Annotated in this window: 13 protein-coding genes and 1 riboswitch; of the genes, 8 read left to right on the plus strand and 5 right to left on the minus strand. The window is 65.4% G+C overall.

Going from position 1 to position 18,106, the window contains the following annotated elements; translation table 11 throughout:
* Positions 1-150: 150 nt before the first annotated feature.
* A complete protein-coding gene (locus tag AC3WP6_RS04715; protein ID WP_492626639.1) occupies positions 151-2,982 on the plus strand; it encodes a valine--tRNA ligase in 2,832 nt (943 codons plus the stop codon).
* A gap of 313 nt (positions 2,983-3,295) precedes the next feature.
* Positions 3,296-4,462: a bifunctional diaminohydroxyphosphoribosylaminopyrimidine deaminase/5-amino-6-(5-phosphoribosylamino)uracil reductase RibD gene (gene ribD, locus AC3WP6_RS04720; protein WP_492626640.1), complete on the plus strand. Its 1,167-nt coding sequence runs from the start codon at positions 3,296-3,298 to the stop codon at positions 4,460-4,462.
* A 162-nt stretch (positions 4,463-4,624) separates the two neighbouring features.
* Here the strand turns inward: ribD and AC3WP6_RS04725 are convergent, their stop codons facing one another.
* Positions 4,625-5,821, minus strand: a complete 1,197-nt coding sequence (locus tag AC3WP6_RS04725; RefSeq protein WP_492626641.1) for a hypothetical protein — start codon at positions 5,819-5,821, stop codon at positions 4,625-4,627.
* A 109-nt stretch (positions 5,822-5,930) separates the two neighbouring features.
* Positions 5,931-6,169: riboswitch (FMN riboswitch) on the plus strand.
* Between the two features lie 113 nt (positions 6,170-6,282).
* Here AC3WP6_RS04725 and AC3WP6_RS04730 point away from each other — a divergent pair.
* The 3 genes from AC3WP6_RS04730 (at position 6,283) to ldcA (ending at position 9,096) form a co-directional block, all read left to right on the plus strand.
* Positions 6,283-6,924 carry a riboflavin synthase gene (locus AC3WP6_RS04730; protein ID WP_492626642.1) on the plus strand — a complete coding sequence of 214 codons (642 nt, stop codon included), beginning with the start codon at positions 6,283-6,285 and terminating at the stop codon, positions 6,922-6,924.
* Between the two features lie 60 nt (positions 6,925-6,984).
* Positions 6,985-8,076, plus strand: a complete 1,092-nt coding sequence (gene ribB, locus AC3WP6_RS04735) for a 3,4-dihydroxy-2-butanone-4-phosphate synthase (protein ID WP_492626643.1) — start codon at positions 6,985-6,987, stop codon at positions 8,074-8,076.
* A 99-nt stretch (positions 8,077-8,175) separates the two neighbouring features.
* Positions 8,176-9,096, plus strand: a complete 921-nt coding sequence (gene ldcA / locus AC3WP6_RS04740) for a muramoyltetrapeptide carboxypeptidase (RefSeq protein WP_492626644.1) — start codon at positions 8,176-8,178, stop codon at positions 9,094-9,096.
* A 28-nt stretch (positions 9,097-9,124) separates the two neighbouring features.
* On the opposite strand, the gene coaE is transcribed toward ldcA, so the two are convergent.
* From coaE to pilB, 4 genes are all read right to left on the minus strand, one after another.
* Positions 9,125-9,745 carry a dephospho-CoA kinase gene (coaE, locus tag AC3WP6_RS04745; protein WP_492626645.1) on the minus strand — a complete coding sequence of 207 codons (621 nt, stop codon included), beginning with the start codon at positions 9,743-9,745 and terminating at the stop codon, positions 9,125-9,127.
* Positions 9,742-10,599 carry a prepilin peptidase gene (locus AC3WP6_RS04750; protein WP_492626646.1) on the minus strand — a complete coding sequence of 286 codons (858 nt, stop codon included), beginning with the start codon at positions 10,597-10,599 and terminating at the stop codon, positions 9,742-9,744. The genes coaE and AC3WP6_RS04750 overlap by 4 nt, the downstream gene beginning before the upstream one ends.
* A gap of 215 nt (positions 10,600-10,814) precedes the next feature.
* Positions 10,815-12,083 (minus strand): type II secretion system F family protein, encoded by a 1,269-nt coding sequence (locus AC3WP6_RS04755; RefSeq protein ID WP_492626647.1) that lies wholly within the window; start codon positions 12,081-12,083, stop codon positions 10,815-10,817.
* 151 nt (positions 12,084-12,234) lie between these two features.
* A complete protein-coding gene (pilB, locus tag AC3WP6_RS04760; RefSeq protein ID WP_492626648.1) occupies positions 12,235-13,959 on the minus strand; it encodes a type IV-A pilus assembly ATPase PilB in 1,725 nt (574 codons plus the stop codon).
* Positions 13,960-14,169: 210 nt separating this feature from the next.
* Between pilB and AC3WP6_RS04765 the strand changes: the two genes are divergently transcribed.
* The 3 genes from AC3WP6_RS04765 to asnB are packed head-to-tail and all read left to right on the plus strand — an operon-like array spanning position 14,170 to position 18,105.
* Entirely contained in the window at positions 14,170-15,024 is an 855-nt protein-coding gene (locus AC3WP6_RS04765; RefSeq protein ID WP_492626649.1) for a glycosyltransferase family 2 protein, read from the plus strand.
* A complete protein-coding gene (locus AC3WP6_RS04770) occupies positions 15,017-16,267 on the plus strand; it encodes a glycosyltransferase (protein ID WP_492626650.1) in 1,251 nt (416 codons plus the stop codon). Before AC3WP6_RS04765 ends, AC3WP6_RS04770 begins: the two co-directional genes overlap by 8 nt.
* Positions 16,255-18,105 (plus strand): asparagine synthase (glutamine-hydrolyzing), encoded by a 1,851-nt coding sequence (asnB, locus tag AC3WP6_RS04775; protein WP_492626651.1) that lies wholly within the window; start codon positions 16,255-16,257, stop codon positions 18,103-18,105. The genes AC3WP6_RS04770 and asnB overlap by 13 nt, the downstream gene beginning before the upstream one ends.
* Position 18,106 lies beyond the last annotated feature (1 nt).

Genomic DNA, 18,106 nt, shown 5'->3' on the forward strand with positions numbered 1-18,106 from the left:
ACCCACGAAAGTGCCTTCCTCGCCGTTTACCGCTCTTCCAAATTCCGAATCCCGTATCCCCAATTCCGGCAGTATCGCCACACGCACCTTTGGTGCACTGCGGGCGCGCCCCTACAATGGCCGTTTCGTCATTGCCGCGCGCGCCAGCCCATGGAAAAGAGTTTCGAACCCGCCGAGATCGAGTCCCGCTGGTATGCGCGCTGGGAGGCCAGCGGCGCGTTCAAGCCGTCCGGCCATGGCGATCCGTACTGCATCCTGCTGCCGCCGCCGAACGTCACCGGCACGCTGCACATGGGGCACGCGTTCCAGCAGACGGTGATGGACATGCTGGTGCGCCACCAGCGCATGCGCGGCCTGAACACGCTGTGGCAGGTGGGCACCGACCACGCCGGCATTGCCACCCAGAAGATCGTCGAGAACCAGCTCGCGACCGAAGGCAAGACGCGCCACGACCTTGGGCGCAAGGCATTCGTCGACCGCGTGTGGCAGTGGAAAGAGCAGTCCGGCTCCACCATCACCCACCAGATGCGCCGGCTCGGCGTGGCCGCCGACTGGTCGCGCGAACGCTTCACCATGGACGAGGGCCTCTCGGCCGCCGTGCGCAAGGTGTTCGTGGAGTGGTACCGCGCCGGCCTCATCTATCGCGGCAACCGCCTGGTGAACTGGGACCCGGCGCTGGGCACCGCGGTGTCCGATCTGGAAGTGAACAACGTCGAGCGCGACGGCCACATGTGGTCGATCCGCTACCTCACCACCGATGGCAAGGACAGCGTGGTGGTCGCCACCACCCGCCCGGAAACCATGCTCGGCGACGTCGCCGTGGCGGTGCATCCGGAAGACGCGCGCTACGCCCACCTCGTCGGCAAGACACTGATGCTGCCGCTGGTTGGCCGCGAAATCCCGGTCATTGCCGACGAATACGTCGACCGCGAGTTCGGCACCGGCTGCGTCAAGATCACCCCGGCGCACGACTTCAACGACTACGCCGTGGGCGCGCGGCACGGGTTCGCGCCGATCACCATCTTCACGCTGGGCGCCAAGGTCAACGCCAACGGCCCGGAAAAATACCGCGGGCTGGACCGCTACGAAGCACGCAAGCGCATCGTGGCCGACCTCGACGCCGCCGGCCTCCTGGTCGAGATCAAGGATCACAAGCTGCAGGTGCCGGTGAGCCAGCGCTCGGAGGCAGTGATCGAGCCGATGCTGACCGACCAGTGGTTTGTCGACCTGACGCGCGACACCCTGCCGGATGGCCGCCCCGGCGGCCGCCGCGCCATCACCGAACCGGCGCTGGACGCGGTGCAGTCCGGCGCGGTGAAGTTCGTGCCGGAAAACTGGACCACCACCTACATGCACTGGCTCGACAACATCCAGGACTGGTGCATCAGCCGCCAGCTCTGGTGGGGCCACCAGATTCCCGCGTGGTACGACGAGGCCGGCAACATCTTCGTCGGCGAGGACGAGGCGGACGCGCGCGCGCACGCCGCTACCGCGCCGGTCGGCGCGCTACGGCAAGACGAAGACGTACTGGATACCTGGTTCAGCTCCGCGCTGTGGCCGTTCTCCACCCTCGGCTGGCCGCTCGATCGCCCGGTGAAGAACGCGCACGGCGACACCGTCGCCAACTGGGCTACCGACAAGGTGTTCCTGCCCAGCGCGGTGCTGGTCACCGGCTTCGACATCATCTTCTTCTGGGTCGCGCGGATGGTGATGACCACGAAGTACTTCACCGGCGAGGTGCCGTTCCGCGAGGTGTACATCAACGCCATCGTGCGCGACGCCGAAGGCCAGAAGATGTCCAAATCCAAGGGCAACACGCTCGACCCGCTCGACCTCATCGACGGCATCGAGCTCGAACCCCTGGTGACGAAGTCGACCAAATCGCTGTTGATTCCGCAGGTGCGCGACAAGGTCGAAAAGCGCATCCGCAAAACCTATCCCGACGGCATCAAGCCGATCGGCACCGACGCGCTGCGCTTCACCTTCGCCGCGCTGGCCAGCTACAGCCGCACTATCAATTTCGATTTGAAGCGCGCGGAAGGCTACAAGGCGTTCTGCAACAAGCTGTGGAATGCCGCGCGGTTCGTGCTGCTCAACAGCGGGGATTCGGGATGCGGGATCGGGGATTCGAAAAAGCCGGTGACCGAGGCGGAGCGGTGGATCCTGACGCGCTTGTCGCAGACGCTGGCCGAGGTCGAGGGGCACTTCGTCTCGTACCGCTTCGACCACTTGGCGCAGGCGCTGTACGAGTTCGTGTGGAACGAGTATTGCGACTGGTTCCTCGAACTTTCCAAGCCGGCGTTGAATGGCAATGACGCAGCTGCCGCGGCATCGACGCGGTACACGCTGCTGGTGGTGCTGGAAGCCGTGCTGCGCGCGCTGCATCCGGTGATTCCGTTCATCACCGAGGAAATCTGGAAGGATGTCGCGCCGCATCTCGCGCTCACGGAAAGCGGCGTGCTGGCGCGCCCCTACCCGCGCGCTGACGAGTTCGCGCGCGACGACGCCGCCACCGCGGAGATCGAGTGGTTCAAGGCGGTGCTTTCCGGCGTGCGGAAAATCCGCTCGGAAATGAACATCGCGCCCGGCAAGGTGATCCCGCTGCTGCTGGCCGACGGCGAAGCCGGCGACCGCACGCGTGCCACGAAGTTTGCCGAACAGATCGCCTTCCTCGCGCGTACCGAAGCCCCGAAATGGATCACGCCAAGCGCCGCCGAACCGGCCAGCGCCGCGGCCGTCGTCGGTTCGCTGCGCGTGCTGATCCCGCTGGCCGGCCTGATCGACCTCGACGCCGAGAAAGCCCGCCTCGCCAAGGAAATCGCCCGCGTCGCCGGTGAAATCAAGAAGTGCGAAGGCAAGCTCGGCAACGCCAATTTCGTCGCCCACGCACCGGCCGAAGTCGTCGCGCAAGAGCGCCAACGCATCGCGGATTGGAACACCCAACTCGCCGCCTTGCGCGAACAGGCGGCGAAGCTGGGATGATGGGCGGAGGTCGGTGGCGCGCGTCCTGCGGCGCCCCTTGAGGGTAGGATTTCAGCCCGACGGGCGGTTGCGTCACCAGCCGGGGGGCTGCGTTGGATGCAGCTCAAATGCTGGTGGCAGCTCCGCCAACAGCCCGCCAGGATGAATCCTGATCTCCGAAGGTGCGGCCTTGCGGCAACCGGGCGCACTCGGAGGGCGCACGCAGTCAGTTTGCTGCGGCGCCGACCGCAAGAAGATCCTCTTGGAGGAAGGCGCTCGCGGCGCACTGCGCTGTGACATCATCCAAAACCTCGTTCTCGCCGCAGTCTCCAGCATGAGCTTTTCCACCCTTGATCACCTGCACATGGCGCATGCATTGCGTCTCGCCGCGCGCGGGTTGTACACGACCACGCCGAACCCGCGCGTGGGCTGCGTGCTGGCGCATGGCGAGCGGGTGGTCGGCACGGGGTGGCATCAGCGTGCCGGTGAGCCGCATGCCGAGGTGTATGCGTTGCGCGCAGCCGATGCGCTGGCGCGCGGGGCGACGGCGTATGTCACGCTCGAACCGTGCTCGCATTTCGGGCGCACGCCGCCGTGTGCGGATGCGTTGATTGCGGCCAGTGTGGCGCGGGTCGTGGTGGGGGCGGAGGACTCCAATCCGAAAGTGGCGGGGCAGGGGCTTGCGCGCCTGCGTGCCGCCGGCATCGAAGTAGAGACCGGTTTGCTGCGCGATGCCTCGCGCGAGCTCAACGTGGGGTTTTTCAGCCGCCTCGAACGCGGTCGCCCATGGGTGCGGGTGAAGCTGGCAATGAGCCTTGACGGGCGCACCGCGTTGGCCGATGGCGAGTCGAAATGGATCACCGGTGCAGCGGCACGTGCCGATGTGCAGCGTTGGCGTGCGCGCAGCAGCGCCATCCTTACCGGCAGCGGCACGGTGCTGGCCGATAACCCGCGCCTCACGGTCCGGCCGGATGAGCTGACGCCACTGGGGTACCAGGAAAACGAACAGACGCATGCGGCAACGCCACTTCCCGCGTCGACGCCGGCGTTCGTGCCCCCCTTGCGCGTCGTGCTGGATCGCCGGTTACGGACACCGGCGGGCTTCCACCTGCTGGATGGCGAGGCGCCGACGCTGGTGCTGCACGCGCCTGCTGCGTTGCCGGTCGACACGCGTTTCTCGCAGGTGGAGCTTGCCGACACTCCCGAAACCGATGGCGTGCTGGATTTGCGCGCGATCCTTGCCGTGCTTGCCGCCCGTACCTGCAACGAGGTGCAGGTCGAGTCGGGCCCGGGGTTGTGCGGCGCGCTGTTTGCGGCCGGGTTGGTCGATGAGTTGTTGTTGTATGTCGCGCCGGTGCTGCTCGGCGATGCTGCGCGGCCGTTGCTGAACTTGCCGCCGCTGACCGACATGGCACGGCGTTGGCACCTGCGGCTCAGCGAGCAACGCCAAGTTGGTGACGACTGGTGCTTGCGTTTGCGGCCAGAGCTGCCTGCAGGGTGAGGCCCGGGATTTGAGATACGGGATACGGGATTTGGAAGAGCCGCTTGCGGCCAGCGGCGAAGCTTTCATGGGCCAAAGTTCGGCCGACAGCCTCGCGCGAAAGGCGCGTCGGGTGAATCCCGCCCCACAAGGCGCGGGGGTTTTGTGGGCCGGGCTGGCGGATCAACTTCCTGGCAGCAGTTGCACGCCAAGCCGCCCCGGGTGCTCACGTACGATGTGCCACGGCAGGATCGACCAATGGTCGTTGGCTTCGCAGACGCGGGCCACGCGGGCGAAAGAGGGGCCGATGAACAGGCCTTTGGGCGTCATGTGCCAGCTCACGAATTGCCACGCGCTGGGGTCGTCGTATTCGCATTCGTCCTCGCTGAGTGCCGAGGACAACACCTTTGGATAGAACTGCCGCCACTGCCGCACCAGCCAGGGTGCCAAGTGGTGGTCGCGATAATCCGACCATGCTTCGAAGCTGGCCGAGCCGGGCGCCGGGTTGTCGTCGGCGTCCGTGAAGTAATGCAGCGGCTTGCCCTTGCCCACCCACAGGAGGTCTTCCAGCGCCAGCGGCTGGGCCGTGTGCGCGTCGAGGTTGATCGCCGCGTCGCCGAAATCGGGGTGGGCGCCACCGCAGTAGTAGTCAGTGAACACACTGACGCTGACGAGGTTCGCCGTGAGCAGACGCGGTGTCACCGTCTGGTCGTAATTGCCATCGTTGAAATGGTTGAACAGGCATTCGTAGTAGCTGCCGGCCTCTTCCCACATCCGCCCCATCAGTACCTGGTTGATGCGCGCAAGTTCGGCGGGTGGATAGCCGTCCAGGATCTCGAGGAATACGATGCCGGCAGCGGGCACGTGCCACCACTGCAGAGTGTGGCCCATGAAGGTTTCGCGCTTGCCGGCTTGCGGCTTGAGCCCGGCCAGGCGCAGGTAGCCGTAGCGGTCGCTGGCGTAGAGCTGCTTGAGCCAGGGCGGGGTGTCGGCGGCGGGGGATGCGACCTTGGCCGGCTGCAAGGTGATGGGCAGGGTCTTGCCCTTGGCGTCTTGCCAGCTGCCGCGCCAGCCACCATCGGCTTGCCGCTCCAGGGTGGCGCGCGGGCCAGTGGTGTCGTCCGGCCAGCCTTCGTGCAACTGCAGGTGATCGCTGCCCAACTTGCCCGACAGGGCGATGTCGCGGTGGTGGCGCACGTAGAAATAGCGGCCGGCCGTGACGGCGTTGTCGCCGGGCGTGAGCTCCAGCACGATCGCTTGCCGGCCCAGCGTGCCAGTGTAAACCTCGGGTGCGGCGCCCTCGGCGTGCGCGGCCGGCAATCCGAACCCGGCCAGCAGGGCGACGAACGACAACAGCCAGCCGTATCGCTGCATGCGCATGGGGAACTCCTTGGCGTGGATGCCCATGATGCCGTAACGCGCTGGCGTGCATCGGGGCGGCATGGGGCGCGGTGCCGGCGTGCTAAGCTGCGCAGGCCGGTTCGCCGGCAAGCGTCTTCAGGGCGGGGCGAAATTCCCCACCGGCGGTAGGCTCTTGAGGCATGGGCGGTGGAAACACAGGCGGCGGCAATCGTGCCGCACCGGTGTTTCCGGCGTCATGTTCCGGGAGCGAGCCCGCGAGCGCCTTCGCCGTAGCGAAGGGTCAGCAGATCCGGTTAGATGCCGGAGCCGACGGTCAAGCTGCTTCGATGGTGAGGCGGCCCACAGTCCGGAAAAAAGAAGACGGCTCGACGCGCGCGAGCGTGTCGGCCTCAGCCTTGGGACGTTCTCGCTGAACCTTGCGGAGAACGTTTCATGCCTCGATTCCTGCGGTTTTGCGCCTTGCCGGCTGGGGGGCGCTGATGTTCACCGGCATCATTCAAGCGGTGGGGCGCATTGCCCGGCTCGAACCACGCAGCGGCGATTTGCGCCTGCACGTGGACACGCAGACGCTCGACCTTGCCGACGTCGCTTTGGGCGATTCCATTGCCGTTTCCGGCGTCTGCCTCACCGCGATCGAACTCACGGCGCGCGGCTTTGCCGCGGATGTGTCGAACGAAACCCTGGCGCTCACTACGCTGGGTGCGCGCAAGGTCGGCGATGCGGTGAACCTGGAAAAAGCCCTGCGGCTTGCCGATCGCCTCGGCGGCCACCTCGTTTCCGGCCATGTCGATGGCCTTGGCAAGGTGGTTGCCGTCACCCGCGACGCGCGTTCGCAGCGCTGGCAGTTCGAGGTGCCGCAGCGCATCGCGCGCTACATCGCGGCCAAAGGCTCGGTGTGCATCGACGGTACCAGCCTCACGGTGAACGAGGTCGCCGGCAACCGCTTTGGCGTGAACCTCATTCCGCACACGGTGGATCACACCAGCTTCCACGCCCGCCGCATCGGCGATGCCGTCAACATCGAAGTCGACCAGATCGCGCGCTACGTCGAGCGCCTGCTGCATGGCGACGACGCCCCCACGCTCGACGCGTCCTTCCTCCAGCGCCACGGCTACACCTGAGTGGCTCCATCCCGCCACGCCGTCGCTTTTCCGAATTCCATATCCCACATCCCGAATCCCATGCCCTTCAACTCCATCCCCGAAATTCTCGCCGACATCCGCGCCGGTCGCATGGTCGTCATGCTCGACGACGAAGGCCGCGAGAACGAAGGCGATCTCATCATGGCCGCGCAGTGCGTGCGCCCCGAAGACGTCAACTTCATGACCCGCGAGGCGCGCGGCCTGCTGTGCCTCACGCTTACCGCCGAGCGCACGCACCAGCTCGGCCTGCGCCCGATGGTGGCCGACAACACCTCGGCCTACCACACCAACTTCACCGTCTCGATCGAGGCGGCCGAAGGCGTCACCACCGGCATCTCCGCGTTCGACCGCGCGCACACCATCCAGACCGCCGTGCGCCACGACGCCGGCCCGCGCGACCTGACCCAGCCGGGGCACGTGTTTCCACTCACCGCGCAGCCGGGCGGGGTGCTGACGCGCGCCGGGCATACCGAAGCGGGCTGCGACCTTGCCGCGCTGGCCGGGTTGGAGCCGGCGTCGATCCTGATCGAGATCCTGCACGAGGACGGCACCATGGCGCGCCGCCCCGAGCTGGAGGTGTTCGCGCACAAGCACGGGCTCAAGATCGGCACCATCGCCGACCTCATCCGGTACCGTCTGCAAACCGAAAAGACCGTGGAGCGAGTGCATGAGGAAGACGTGCAGACTGCCCACGGTGCCTTCCGCCTGGTGGCTTATCGCGACCTCGTGCATCACGGCCTGCACTTTGCGCTGGTGCGCGGCAACGTGGGCGACGGCGCGCCGGTGCTGGCGCGCGTGCATGTGCGCAACACGCTGGGCGATGTGCTGCACCTTGAGCGCGACGACCTCGGCATGGATGTGGGCGCTGCGTTGCAGCGCATTGCCGCCGAGAACCGCGGTGTGCTGCTGGTGCTGACCGGCGAGGACACCCCGGAGCTGATGCTGTCGCGCCTGGCCGGCACCCAGCCCGCGCTGGCGCCAGGCGACGCCTCGCAGCGCGAATGGCGCCAGCTCGGTCTCGGGGCACAGATGCTCGCCGATCTTGGCGCGCGCAAGTTGCATGTGCTCGGCACCCCGCGCAAGCTCGTCGGGCTGGCCGGCTTCGGGCTGGAAGTGGTCGATTACGTTTGACGCCGACGACCCGGGCAAAGTCGATTTTCCTTGCACGTGACGCACAAACCAGGCAATTCAGAGGAAATGGGCTCTGACCTCGCACCATCACCATTCCGCATGCCACACATCCGCCTGATCGCTCCCTCTGGTTATCCGCACGATCGCGCGGCGATGGATCGCGGCGTGGCCCGGTTGCGGGCTGCCGGTTGTGTGGTCGAGGGGCTCGAAGTGCTCGAACGCAGTCGGCTGCGTTTTGCCGGCAGCGACCCCGAACGCGCGGCGGATCTCAACGTGCTGGCCACCGTCGACCGCTTGCCGGACATCGCACTGGCGACCCGCGGCGGTTACGGCGCCACGCGGCTACTGCCGCATCTGCACTACGCGGCGCTGGGCGAACGTCTTGCCGGCACGCCCTCGGTGCTTGTCGGCCACAGCGATTTCACCGCGATCCAGCTCGCGCTGTACGCCAAGGCCGGGCTGGTGACGTTCGGCGGGCCGATGCTGGCGGCCGACTTCGGCGCGGAGACGGCGAGCGATTTCACCCTGTCGCAGTTCTGGGCCACCGTGCGCGCACCGCGGGCCAGCGCCACGTGGTCGACGTCCGGCGAGCAGTCGATCGACGTCGAAGGGCCGCTGTGGGGCGGCAATCTCGCCATGTTGTGCAGCCTGCTCGGCACACCGTATTTTCCCGCCGTCGACGACGGCATTCTGTTCGTCGAGGATGTCGGCGAGCCGCCGTTCCGCATCGAGCGCATGCTTTACCAGTTGCAGCTGGCCGGCGTGCTGCCACGCCAGCAGGCGCTGCTGCTGGGTACCTTCACCGATTGCCGCACTGGCGGCCGCGACAACGGCTACGACCTCGCTGCGGCGTTTGCGCACGTTCGGCGCATTGCCGGCATTCCGGTGCTGGACGGCCTGCCGTTCGGGCATGTTCCCGACAAGCTCACCCTACCGTTTGGTGCACCGGCGCGGTTGCGCGTCGATGGCAGCGCGGCGCGGCTGGATTGCTCCGGGTATCCACACTTGCCGCCGGCGTAACGCCGGGGGGTCGCCTTCCGGTTCTTGCCTACCGGTTTGCCGCCAGCGCCAGATAGCGCCGATGCAATGCCGCCACGGCGGCATCCAGTGCCGCCGCGTCGCTGCTGTTGTCGATCACGTCGTCGGCGATGGCGCGGCGTTCGGCGCGGCTGGCCTGCTGTGCCAGCATGCGCTGCGCCAGCGGCAGGCCGATGCCGTCGCGCTGGGTAAGGCGGTCGAGCTGTGTGGTTTCCGGCGCGTCTACCAGCAGTACGCGGTCCACCCAGCGATAGTGGTCGAGGTTGCGGGCCAGGAGCGGGATGGCAAGCAGGCAGTACGGTGCGGTCTCGGCCAGCGCGCGCTCGTGCAACCAGGCACGCACCCGGGGATGGATGATGCCTTCAAGCGTGGCGCGTGCGGTGGCATCGGCAAAAATGCGCTGGCGCATTGCCGCGCGGTCGAGCGTACCGTCCGCGGCGAGCACGCCTGGCCCGAACGCTGCCACGAGGGCGGCAAGGCCTTCGCTGCCGGGGGCAATCACTTCGCGTGCTGCCACATCCGCGTCGTGGACGGGGGCGCCGAGGGCGGCGAAGCGCTCGGCCACCGTACTCTTGCCGGAGGCGACGCCGCCGGTCAACGCCACGAGGTAACTGTGCACGGCGGCACTCATTGCAAACCAGTCAGTTGCAGGTAGGCGTACAGCAGCCGGTCGCCAGCAATGAACCACACCCAGCCGGCCATGGCGATGAACGGGCCGAACGGCATCGGCACGCCGCTTTCGTGGCGTCGGGTGGCGATCAACGTGCCGCCGACGATGGCACCGATGAACGAGGACAGCAGCACGATCGGCAGCAGCGCCACCGGCCCCATCCAGGCGCCGAGTGCGGCCAGCAGCTTGAAATCGCCGTGGCCCATGCCTTCCTTGCCGGTCACCAGCTTGAACAGCCAGTACACGCTCCACAGGCTGAGGTAGCCGATGGCGGCACCGATGATGGCCGCGTGGCCGGTGACGAACAGCGGCACCAGTGCCAGCAGCAGGCCGACCCACAACAGGGACAGGGTGATCTGGTCGGGCAGCAGTTGCACGCGGAAATCGATGCCGGAGAGCGCGATCAGGCTCCAGGTGAGCCCGAGCCCGGCCAGCGCCGGCCAGGTCGGCCCCAGTTTCCACACCACGACGGCGCTGGTGATGCCGGTCAAGAGCTCCACCAGCGGGTACTGGATGGAAATGCCTGCCTTGCAATAACGGCAACGCCCGCGCAGAAACAACCAACTCAACACCGGGATGTTGTCCAGCGGCGACAGTGGGTGCCCGCAATGCATGCAATGCGAAGGCTCGCGCACGATGCCCGGCGGCAGCGGGGCCGTATCGCCCTCCATTTCCAGCACGTCGCGCGCCTCGCGTCGCCACTCCGCTGCCATGCGCTCGGGCAGGCGCAAAATCACCACATTCAAGAAACTGCCGACGATCAGGCCAAGCAAGGCGGCAAGGGCGATCCAGACGGGAAGCGGGAGATCAGGCATGCGAAAACTGAGGCCAAAGTATGGGTTGTGGCGCAGAAGCTGAAACGCCGGCATCCCGATCCACGGTATGCATCGGCGCGCACTGGCGTGCGCATGATCCCCTCGTCAAAGACAGCATTGCGCGTTGGCGCGTGTGTCGGGGCGAATGCACGGTGGTGCGACCGTGCCGCGTGCCGTAATGAGCGGCGCGGGTACGGGCACGCTGCCGCAGGGTTTCAGCCAACCGTCCCGGCCAGCTTGAAGATCGGCAGGTACAGCGATACCACCATGCCGCCGACCACCACGCCGAGGATCACCATGATGAGCGGCTCAAGCAAGGTGGAGAGTGTATCCACGGCGTTCTCCACTTCTTCCTCGTAGAACTCCGCCACCTTGAACAGCATGCTGTCCAATGCGCCGGATTCCTCGCCGATAGCGGTCATCTGCACCACCATGTTGGGAAACAGGTTGGTCTGGCGCATGGCGAGCTGCAATTGGTGGCCAACGGAAATATCGTCGCGCATCTGCTTCACGGCCTCGCCGTAAATGATGCTGCCGGTGGCGCCGGAGACCGAATCCAACGCCTCGACCAGCGGCACGCCAGCGTGGAAGGTGACGCCGAGTGTGCGCGCGAAACGGGCAATGGCCGATTCACGCATGATCTTGCCGAACACCGGCAGTTTTAGGGTGACCCGGTCCAGAAAGTGCGCAAACTTCACCGACCGACGTTTGCCCGCAACCAAGCCCACGATGGCGCCAACGATGATCAGGATCACCAGCCACCACCAGCTCTTCATGAAGTCGGATGCACTGATGACCATCTGGGTCGGCGCCGGCAGTGCCGCGCCGGCGTCATGGAACGTCTGTGCAAATACCGGCACCACGAACAGCAGCATGATCATGCTGACCAGGAAGGCCACCGCGATTACCATCATCGGGTAGAACAGTGCCTTCTTGATCTTCTTTTTCAGCGCCTCCGTACGCTCTTTGTACGTTGCCACCGTGTCCAGCACGGTGTCGAGCACGCCGGAGGCTTCGCCCGCGCGCACCAGGTTGCGGTACAACTCGTCGAACTGCACCGGGTGACGGCCCAATGCCTCGTGCAGCGACTGGCCGCCTTCCAGCCCCTGCTTCACGTCGTTCAGCATGTTCTTGAAGCGAACGTTTTTCTGACCGTCGGCAATGATGTCGAAGGCCTGCACCAACGGTACGCCGGAGGTCATCATGGTGGCGATCTGGCGGCTGAAAACCGCCACGTCGCGCGGCTTGACGCTGCTGCCAGTGGCACCGAACAGCGGCTTCGCGCGCTCCTTTACGGTTTGCGGGTTCATGCCCTGGCGGCGCAGCTCGGCCTTGACCAGCGAGGCGTTTTTCGCCGGCATGTCGCCTTTCATGCGCTTGCCGCGCTTGTCCAGCGCCACCCATTCGTAGATCGTGAGTTTGCTGACCGCGGCGCGCTGGGCGCCAATCGCATGCAGGTCGTTCTTTACAGTAGCCGCTGGCATGCCTGTTCCCCCTTGATGAGTGCGAGCCGGCTTATTCACCGTCGACCCGTGCTGAAACCGAAGCTTAGGATACTTTTTTACGGTAAAACCGTGGTGCTTGCCGCAGCTTCAGGTGCCCGCCGGCCAAGATGCGTACCCTATCGGTGCGGCGTCAATCCTTGGTCACACGGTCGATCTCGGTCAGGCTGGTCACGCCCTGCTTGACCTTGAGCAGCGCCGAGGCACGCAGGTCGTTCACTCCCGCCTGGCGCGCCACCTCGGCGATCTGCAGCGCATTGCCGCCCTCAAGGATGATCTTCTGGATCTCTTCGAGCATCGGCATTACCTGGTAAATGCCCAAGCGCCCCTTGTAACCCTCGGTGCATTCGTCGCATCCCACAGCCTCGTACAGTGTGAGGCCGGCGTCGATGTCGGCCTCGGTAAAGCCTGCATCCAGCAGCACCTGCCTGGGCAGGTGCTGCTCGCGCTTGCAACTATGCAGGCGGCGGGCCAGGCGCTGGGCAATGATGAGCGTCACCGACGAGGTGATGTTGTACGCCGCAATGCCCATGTTCATCAGGCGCGCCACGGTTTGCGGGGCGTCGTTGGTATGCAGCGTGGAGAGCACCATGTGGCCGGTCTGCGCCGCCTTGATGGCAATTTCGGCGGTTTCCAGGTCGCGGATTTCGCCCACCATGATCACATCCGGGTCCTGGCGCAGGAACGAGCGCAGTGCGCTGGCAAACGTCATGCCGCGCTTGGCGTTCTGCTGCACTTGGTTGATGCCTTCCACGCGGATTTCGACCGGGTCTTCCACCGTGGAGATGTTGCGCTCCGCCGTGTTCAGCATGTTGAGCCCGGTGTACAGCGACACCGTCTTGCCCGAGCCGGTGGGGCCGGTGACCAGCACCATGCCGTAGGGCTTGTGGATGGCGTCCACGTAGAGCTTTTGCTGATCCGGCTCGTAGCCCAGCTTCTCGATACCGATCTTCGCCGCCGAGCTGTCCAGGATACGCAGCACGATTTTTTCGCCAAACAGCGTGGGCAGGCTGCTCACGCGAAAGTCGATCGCGCGGTTCTTGCTGAGGTTGAGCTTGATGCGCCCATCCTGTGGCACGCGTTTTTCGGCAATGTCGAGCTGGGCCATCACTTTGAGGCGTGAAGCGATGCGGCTGGCGAGCTTCAGCGGCGGGCTGGCCACCGCGCGCAGCATGCCGTCGATGCGCACGCGCACGCGGTACTGGCTTTCGTACGGTTCGAAGTGGATATCCGACGCGCCGCGGCGGATCGCATCCACCAGCACCTTGTTGACGAACTTGACTACTGGCGCATCGTCGATACCGCTGGCGTCCACGCCCGTGTTTTGTGATTCGTCGCCGTCGCTGCCTTCAGTGCTCAGTTCATCCAGATCGTCGCCGCCGAGGTCGGGCATGACGTCGTGCATGCTCGACAGCGCCACGTCCACTGCGCGGTTGAGCTGCGCGCGCTCCACCAGGATCGGCTCCACCATGCACGCGGAGTGGAACTTGATCTCCTCCAGCGCGTTGAGCTGCATCGGGTCCGCAATACCGACAAACAGGCGCTTGCCGCGCTGAAACAACGGCAGTGCACGGTGCTTGTTGATCAACTCCTCGCTGAGGAGATTCAGCGGCATGCGCGCCGGGATCATCGCCGATACGTCCATCATCGGCATGCCGAACTCCTGCGACAGCAGGCGTAGCAACTGGTTGCCATCCACCAGGTTGTGGTTGAGCAGCCAGGTGGTGAGCGTGGCACGTTGCTGGTTGCTGTCCTGCACCGCGCGGCGGGCGTCAGCCTCGGGCAGCAGGCTTTCGGCCACCAGCCGGCGGGCAAGCCCGGTCAAGCCGGCAAATGACGGTTGCGTAGCAGTCGACATGAAGAGTAGGCCCCAAGTGCTTGACGCACCGAATCTACCGCACTGCGTGGCGCAGGTCATCCGCGGCGACCGTTCATCTCCTGCGGTATCCCGACCGGCCGGGATTGGGAATACGGATCGGGGATACGCAAAAGCACGGGGCACCGATGCCTTCTGCGGTGCTCGTCCCGCCACGTTATGATGCGCGCTCTACTCGGGGGATCGACCGTTGTGAGCCGTCTCAGCATTGTCCTGCCAGCGAAAAACGAAGCCGCGGCGCTGGTCAGCCTGCTGCCACAGCTGCGCGAGGCTTGGCCGGAAGCCGAAATCATCGTGGTTGACGACGGCTCCAGCGACGACACCCGACGCATTTGCACCGACGCAGGCGTTTCCTGCCTGAGTTCTCCGTACTCCATGGGCAATGGCGCTTCCATCAAGCGCGGCGCACGCGCGGCCAGCGGCGACATTTTCGTGTTCATGGATGGCGACGGCCAGCACAGCGCCGCCGACGTGGCGCGGCTGCTGCAAAAGCTGGATGAAGGCTATGACATGGTGGTCGGCGCCCGTGACTGGGGCAGCCAGGCCGGGGTAGGGCGCGGCGTTGCCAACACCCTGTACAACTGGCTTGCCACGCGCATGACCGGTCATCAAGTCGCCGACCTCACCTCCGGCTTCCGTGCCGTGCGGGCCGAGAAATTCCGCGAATTCCTGTACCTGCTGCCCAACGGTTTTTCCTACCCCACCACCAGCACCATGGCGTTTTTCCGCAACGCCTACCCGGTGGCCTACGTGCCGATCAAGGCCGCGCAACGCATCGGCAAAAGCCACATCAAGCCACTGCGCGACGGCCTGCGCTTCCTGCTCATCATCTTCAAGATCGCCACGCTGTACTCCCCGCTCAAGCTGTTCGTGCCCACCAGCGCGGTGTTTTTCCTGCTGGGCTGCGTCAACTACGCCTGGACCTTTGCCCAGGACGGCCGCCTCACCAACGGCAGCACCTTGCTGTGGAGCGCCGCCGTGATCGTGTTCCTGATCGGGCTGGTGTCCGAGCAGATCACCGCGTTGACGTATCGGCGCGATGGTTGAGGCCGTCCGGTTGGATCCTGCGATAAAGAAGGCGCGCGTGCTGGCATTGACCACGTCGTATCCGTTGCGTCCAGGCAGCTCCGCTGGTGTGTTCGTGCAAAGCCTTTACCGTGGTCTGTCGGTTCACTGCTCGATCGACGTGGTTTGCCCTGCCGGCATCGATTCGGCAGCCGTGGTGACAGACGCCACGGGGGGGGATATACGCATCCATGCGACCCGGTATGCGCCACGCAAGTGGCGCACGCTGGCGCAGCAATCTGGCGGTGTGGTTTCGGCGGTGCGACGTGCACCGTGGCGTGCGCTATTGCTGCCCGTCATGCTGGGAGCATTATTCTGGCGTTGCCTGAGGTGCGCAGCCGGAGCTGATTTGATCCATGCAAACTGGGCGATTTGCGGCGTGATGGCGGGCGTCGCAGGTCGTCTGCGTGGAAAGCCGGTGGTCACAACGCTGCGAGGCAGCGATGTGGCACGCGCTGCGCGGTCACGCCTGGATTGCTTGATTCTTGATCTAGCCGTGCGATACAGCCGAATCGTGATTTGCGTTTCCGAAGCCATGGCCAAGCGCTTGCGCCAGCAGTATCCGGAGCGCGCGTCCGATGTCCATGCGTGCCTCAACGGCGTGGACGAAAGATTCCTCGAAATCGAAAGGCTACCGGCTACGGACGACGTGCTGCGGGTGCTGGCCGTGGGCAATCTCATTCACCTCAAGGGGTTCGACGTGTTGATCGAAGCGGTGTCACGATCCCGCCATCGCGCGCAAATGGGCGTTTGCGTTGTCGGCAGCGGTCCCGAGCACGAGGCACTGATGGCGCTGGCCAACAGCCATGGGGTGGCTTCTCGTTTCGACTTCGCAGGCAGCGTGCCAGTCGAGGCCATGCCCGCCCGGTTTTCCGCAGCCGATGTGTTTGTGCTTTCCAGTCGCTCGGAAGGCCGCCCCAATGTGGTGGCGGAGGCGCTCGCCAGTGGCCTGGCGGTTATCAGCACCGATCTGGACGGCGTGCGCGGCATGGTTGATGACGGAGACAACGGTTGGTTGGTGCCGGCCGGCAACGCCGATGCGCTTGCGGCCGCGCTCGATGCCGCATTCGAGGATCGCATGGAACTGCAGCGCCGGAGCGAACGTGCGCGTGCAACTGCACGTAGGCGTATCGGCACCTGGGCGGACACCGCACGTTGTTACAACGCGCTGTTTCAGGTAGCCGTGGGATCGCATGCTCAACGGCACCCATCATGTGCGGAATAGCTTTTCTGCGCGCGCCGGCGTTGTTGTCGGAAGCCCGCGCCCAACGCATGGAGGTGGCGTTGCGGCAACTTGAGCATCGCGGCCCCGATGAAACCGGGCGCTTCGCGGGCGGTGATTTCGTGGCCGGCCACACGCGGCTGGCCATCATCGACCTTGCCGGCGGGCATCAGCCCGTGCGCGACCCAAATGGCCGCTGGCTGCTGGTGTTCAACGGTGAGATTTACAACTACCGCGACCTGCGCGCGCGCTTGCAGGGGCGCTGGGACTTCCGCGACGACAGTGATACCGAGGTGCTGCTGGCCGGCTTGGTTGTCGAGGGGGCGGGGTTTGTCGAGCAGCTTGATGGCATGTGGGCTTTCGTGCTGCACGACCTGCAATCCGGTACGTCGTTGCTGTCGCGCGATCGTTTCGGCAAGAAGCCGCTGTATTACCGCCAAATGGGTACGTTGTTCGCCTGTGCGTCCGAGTTGCCGGCGCTGGCGGCGCTGACACCGGATGTACCGGTTCACGAGGATGCTTCAGGCATCGCAGACTATTTTCGTTACGGCTACGCGCTGCCGGGCAAAACCTGCGTTGCGGGTGTCAACGAGGTACTGCCTGCACACATGCTGTGGCGGCATGCGGATGGCTCGATCGAGCAGAAGCGCTACTGGTCGCCTTCGACTGAACCTTGGAAGGGTGGTTTCGACGAGGCGGCCGCGCAGGTGCGCGAACTGCTAACCCAAAGCGTGCGCCGACGCCAGTTGGCGTCCGACGTCGAGGTCGGCGCGTTTCTTTCCGGTGGGGTCGATTCGACGACGGTGTGTGCTCTCGCGCAGCAGTCGGGTTTCGGCCAACTGCAAACCTTCACCGCGGGCTTTGCCGAGCCAACCTACGACGAGCGCGGGCCGGCGGCCCGCGCCGCCGCCGAACTGGGCACTTTGCATACTGCCGAACAGATCATCCCGGAGGTTGCGGTCAAGCTGGCAACCGAGCTTCCTGCTCGCATCGGCCAACCCTTTGGCGATTCGTCGCTGGTACCGAGTGCGCTGGTGGCATCGGTCGCGGCGAGGCATGTCAAGGTGGTACTGACGGGCGACGGTAGCGACGAGATCTTCGGTGGCTACGCCCGTTACGCAGGGCGCCTTTTGCGTCAGCGGTACCGCCGTATGCCCGCCGCCTTGCGCGTTGTCATTGAACGCGCCGTGCTGGCGACGCCCGAGCCCTATGCGCATCACAGCGGCAGCCTGTTGAAGCGCGCGCATTTGTTCGTGCGCCTGGCGCGCGAAGCTGCAGGCGGCTACATCGGTCCACCAGCCATCCGCGACGACACGCTCGCCCGGTTGGTGCCGGGGTTGGGGCATGGCAATGCCACGCCTGACCTGCCGTGGCCCGATGACCCTGACGAAATACGCCACATGTTGCTGATGGATGCGCTGGTATACCTGCCGCAGGACATCCTGCAGAAGGTCGATCGCACAACCATGATGTATTCGCTGGAAGCCCGCAGTCCGTTTCTCGACAAGGATCTGTTCGAATTTGCCGTGCGCGTACCTTGGCAATGGCACTTCAACGGCTTGCACGGCAAGCGCCTGCTGCGTGCCGCCATGCGCGGGCGCGTACCGGATTTCGTCTGGTCACGGCGCAAGCAGGGGTTTGCCTCGCCCGTAAGTCACTGGTTGCGCGACAAGCTTGGCGATGACCTGCTGGCGATGGCGCATTCCGGCAACACCGGCGTGGTAAATCCCACAGGATTGCGCGTATTGCTGGACGAACACCGCGCACAGCGAGCGGACCATTCGCAGCCGCTGTGGCTGGCTTACGCGTACCTGCGCTGGCGCGCGGGCTTGGCAGGTTGAA

The sequence above is a fragment of the Rhodanobacter sp. FW106-HT46G03 genome, from assembly GCF_058789895.1.

Excerpts from the sequence above, each read along its gene's own strand:
- AC3WP6_RS04715 (WP_492626639.1), top strand. The coding sequence starts at position 151 with ATGGAAAAGAGTTTCGAACCCGCCGAGATCGAGTCCCGCTGGTATGCG.
- ribB (WP_492626643.1), top strand. The coding sequence starts at position 6,985 with ATGCCCTTCAACTCCATCCCCGAAATTCTCGCCGACATCCGCGCCGGT.
- AC3WP6_RS04770 (WP_492626650.1), top strand. The coding sequence starts at position 15,017 with ATGGTTGAGGCCGTCCGGTTGGATCCTGCGATAAAGAAGGCGCGCGTG.
- AC3WP6_RS04755 (WP_492626647.1), bottom strand. The coding sequence starts at position 12,083 with ATGCCAGCGGCTACTGTAAAGAACGACCTGCATGCGATTGGCGCCCAG.
- coaE (WP_492626645.1), bottom strand. The coding sequence starts at position 9,745 with ATGAGTGCCGCCGTGCACAGTTACCTCGTGGCGTTGACCGGCGGCGTC.
- asnB (WP_492626651.1), top strand. The coding sequence starts at position 16,255 with ATGTGCGGAATAGCTTTTCTGCGCGCGCCGGCGTTGTTGTCGGAAGCC.
- ldcA (WP_492626644.1), top strand. The coding sequence starts at position 8,176 with ATGCCACACATCCGCCTGATCGCTCCCTCTGGTTATCCGCACGATCGC.
- AC3WP6_RS04730 (WP_492626642.1), top strand. The coding sequence starts at position 6,283 with ATGTTCACCGGCATCATTCAAGCGGTGGGGCGCATTGCCCGGCTCGAA.
- AC3WP6_RS04725 (WP_492626641.1), bottom strand. The coding sequence starts at position 5,821 with ATGCGCATGCAGCGATACGGCTGGCTGTTGTCGTTCGTCGCCCTGCTG.
- pilB (WP_492626648.1), bottom strand. The coding sequence starts at position 13,959 with ATGTCGACTGCTACGCAACCGTCATTTGCCGGCTTGACCGGGCTTGCC.
- AC3WP6_RS04750 (WP_492626646.1), bottom strand. The coding sequence starts at position 10,599 with ATGCCTGATCTCCCGCTTCCCGTCTGGATCGCCCTTGCCGCCTTGCTT.
- ribD (WP_492626640.1), top strand. The coding sequence starts at position 3,296 with ATGAGCTTTTCCACCCTTGATCACCTGCACATGGCGCATGCATTGCGT.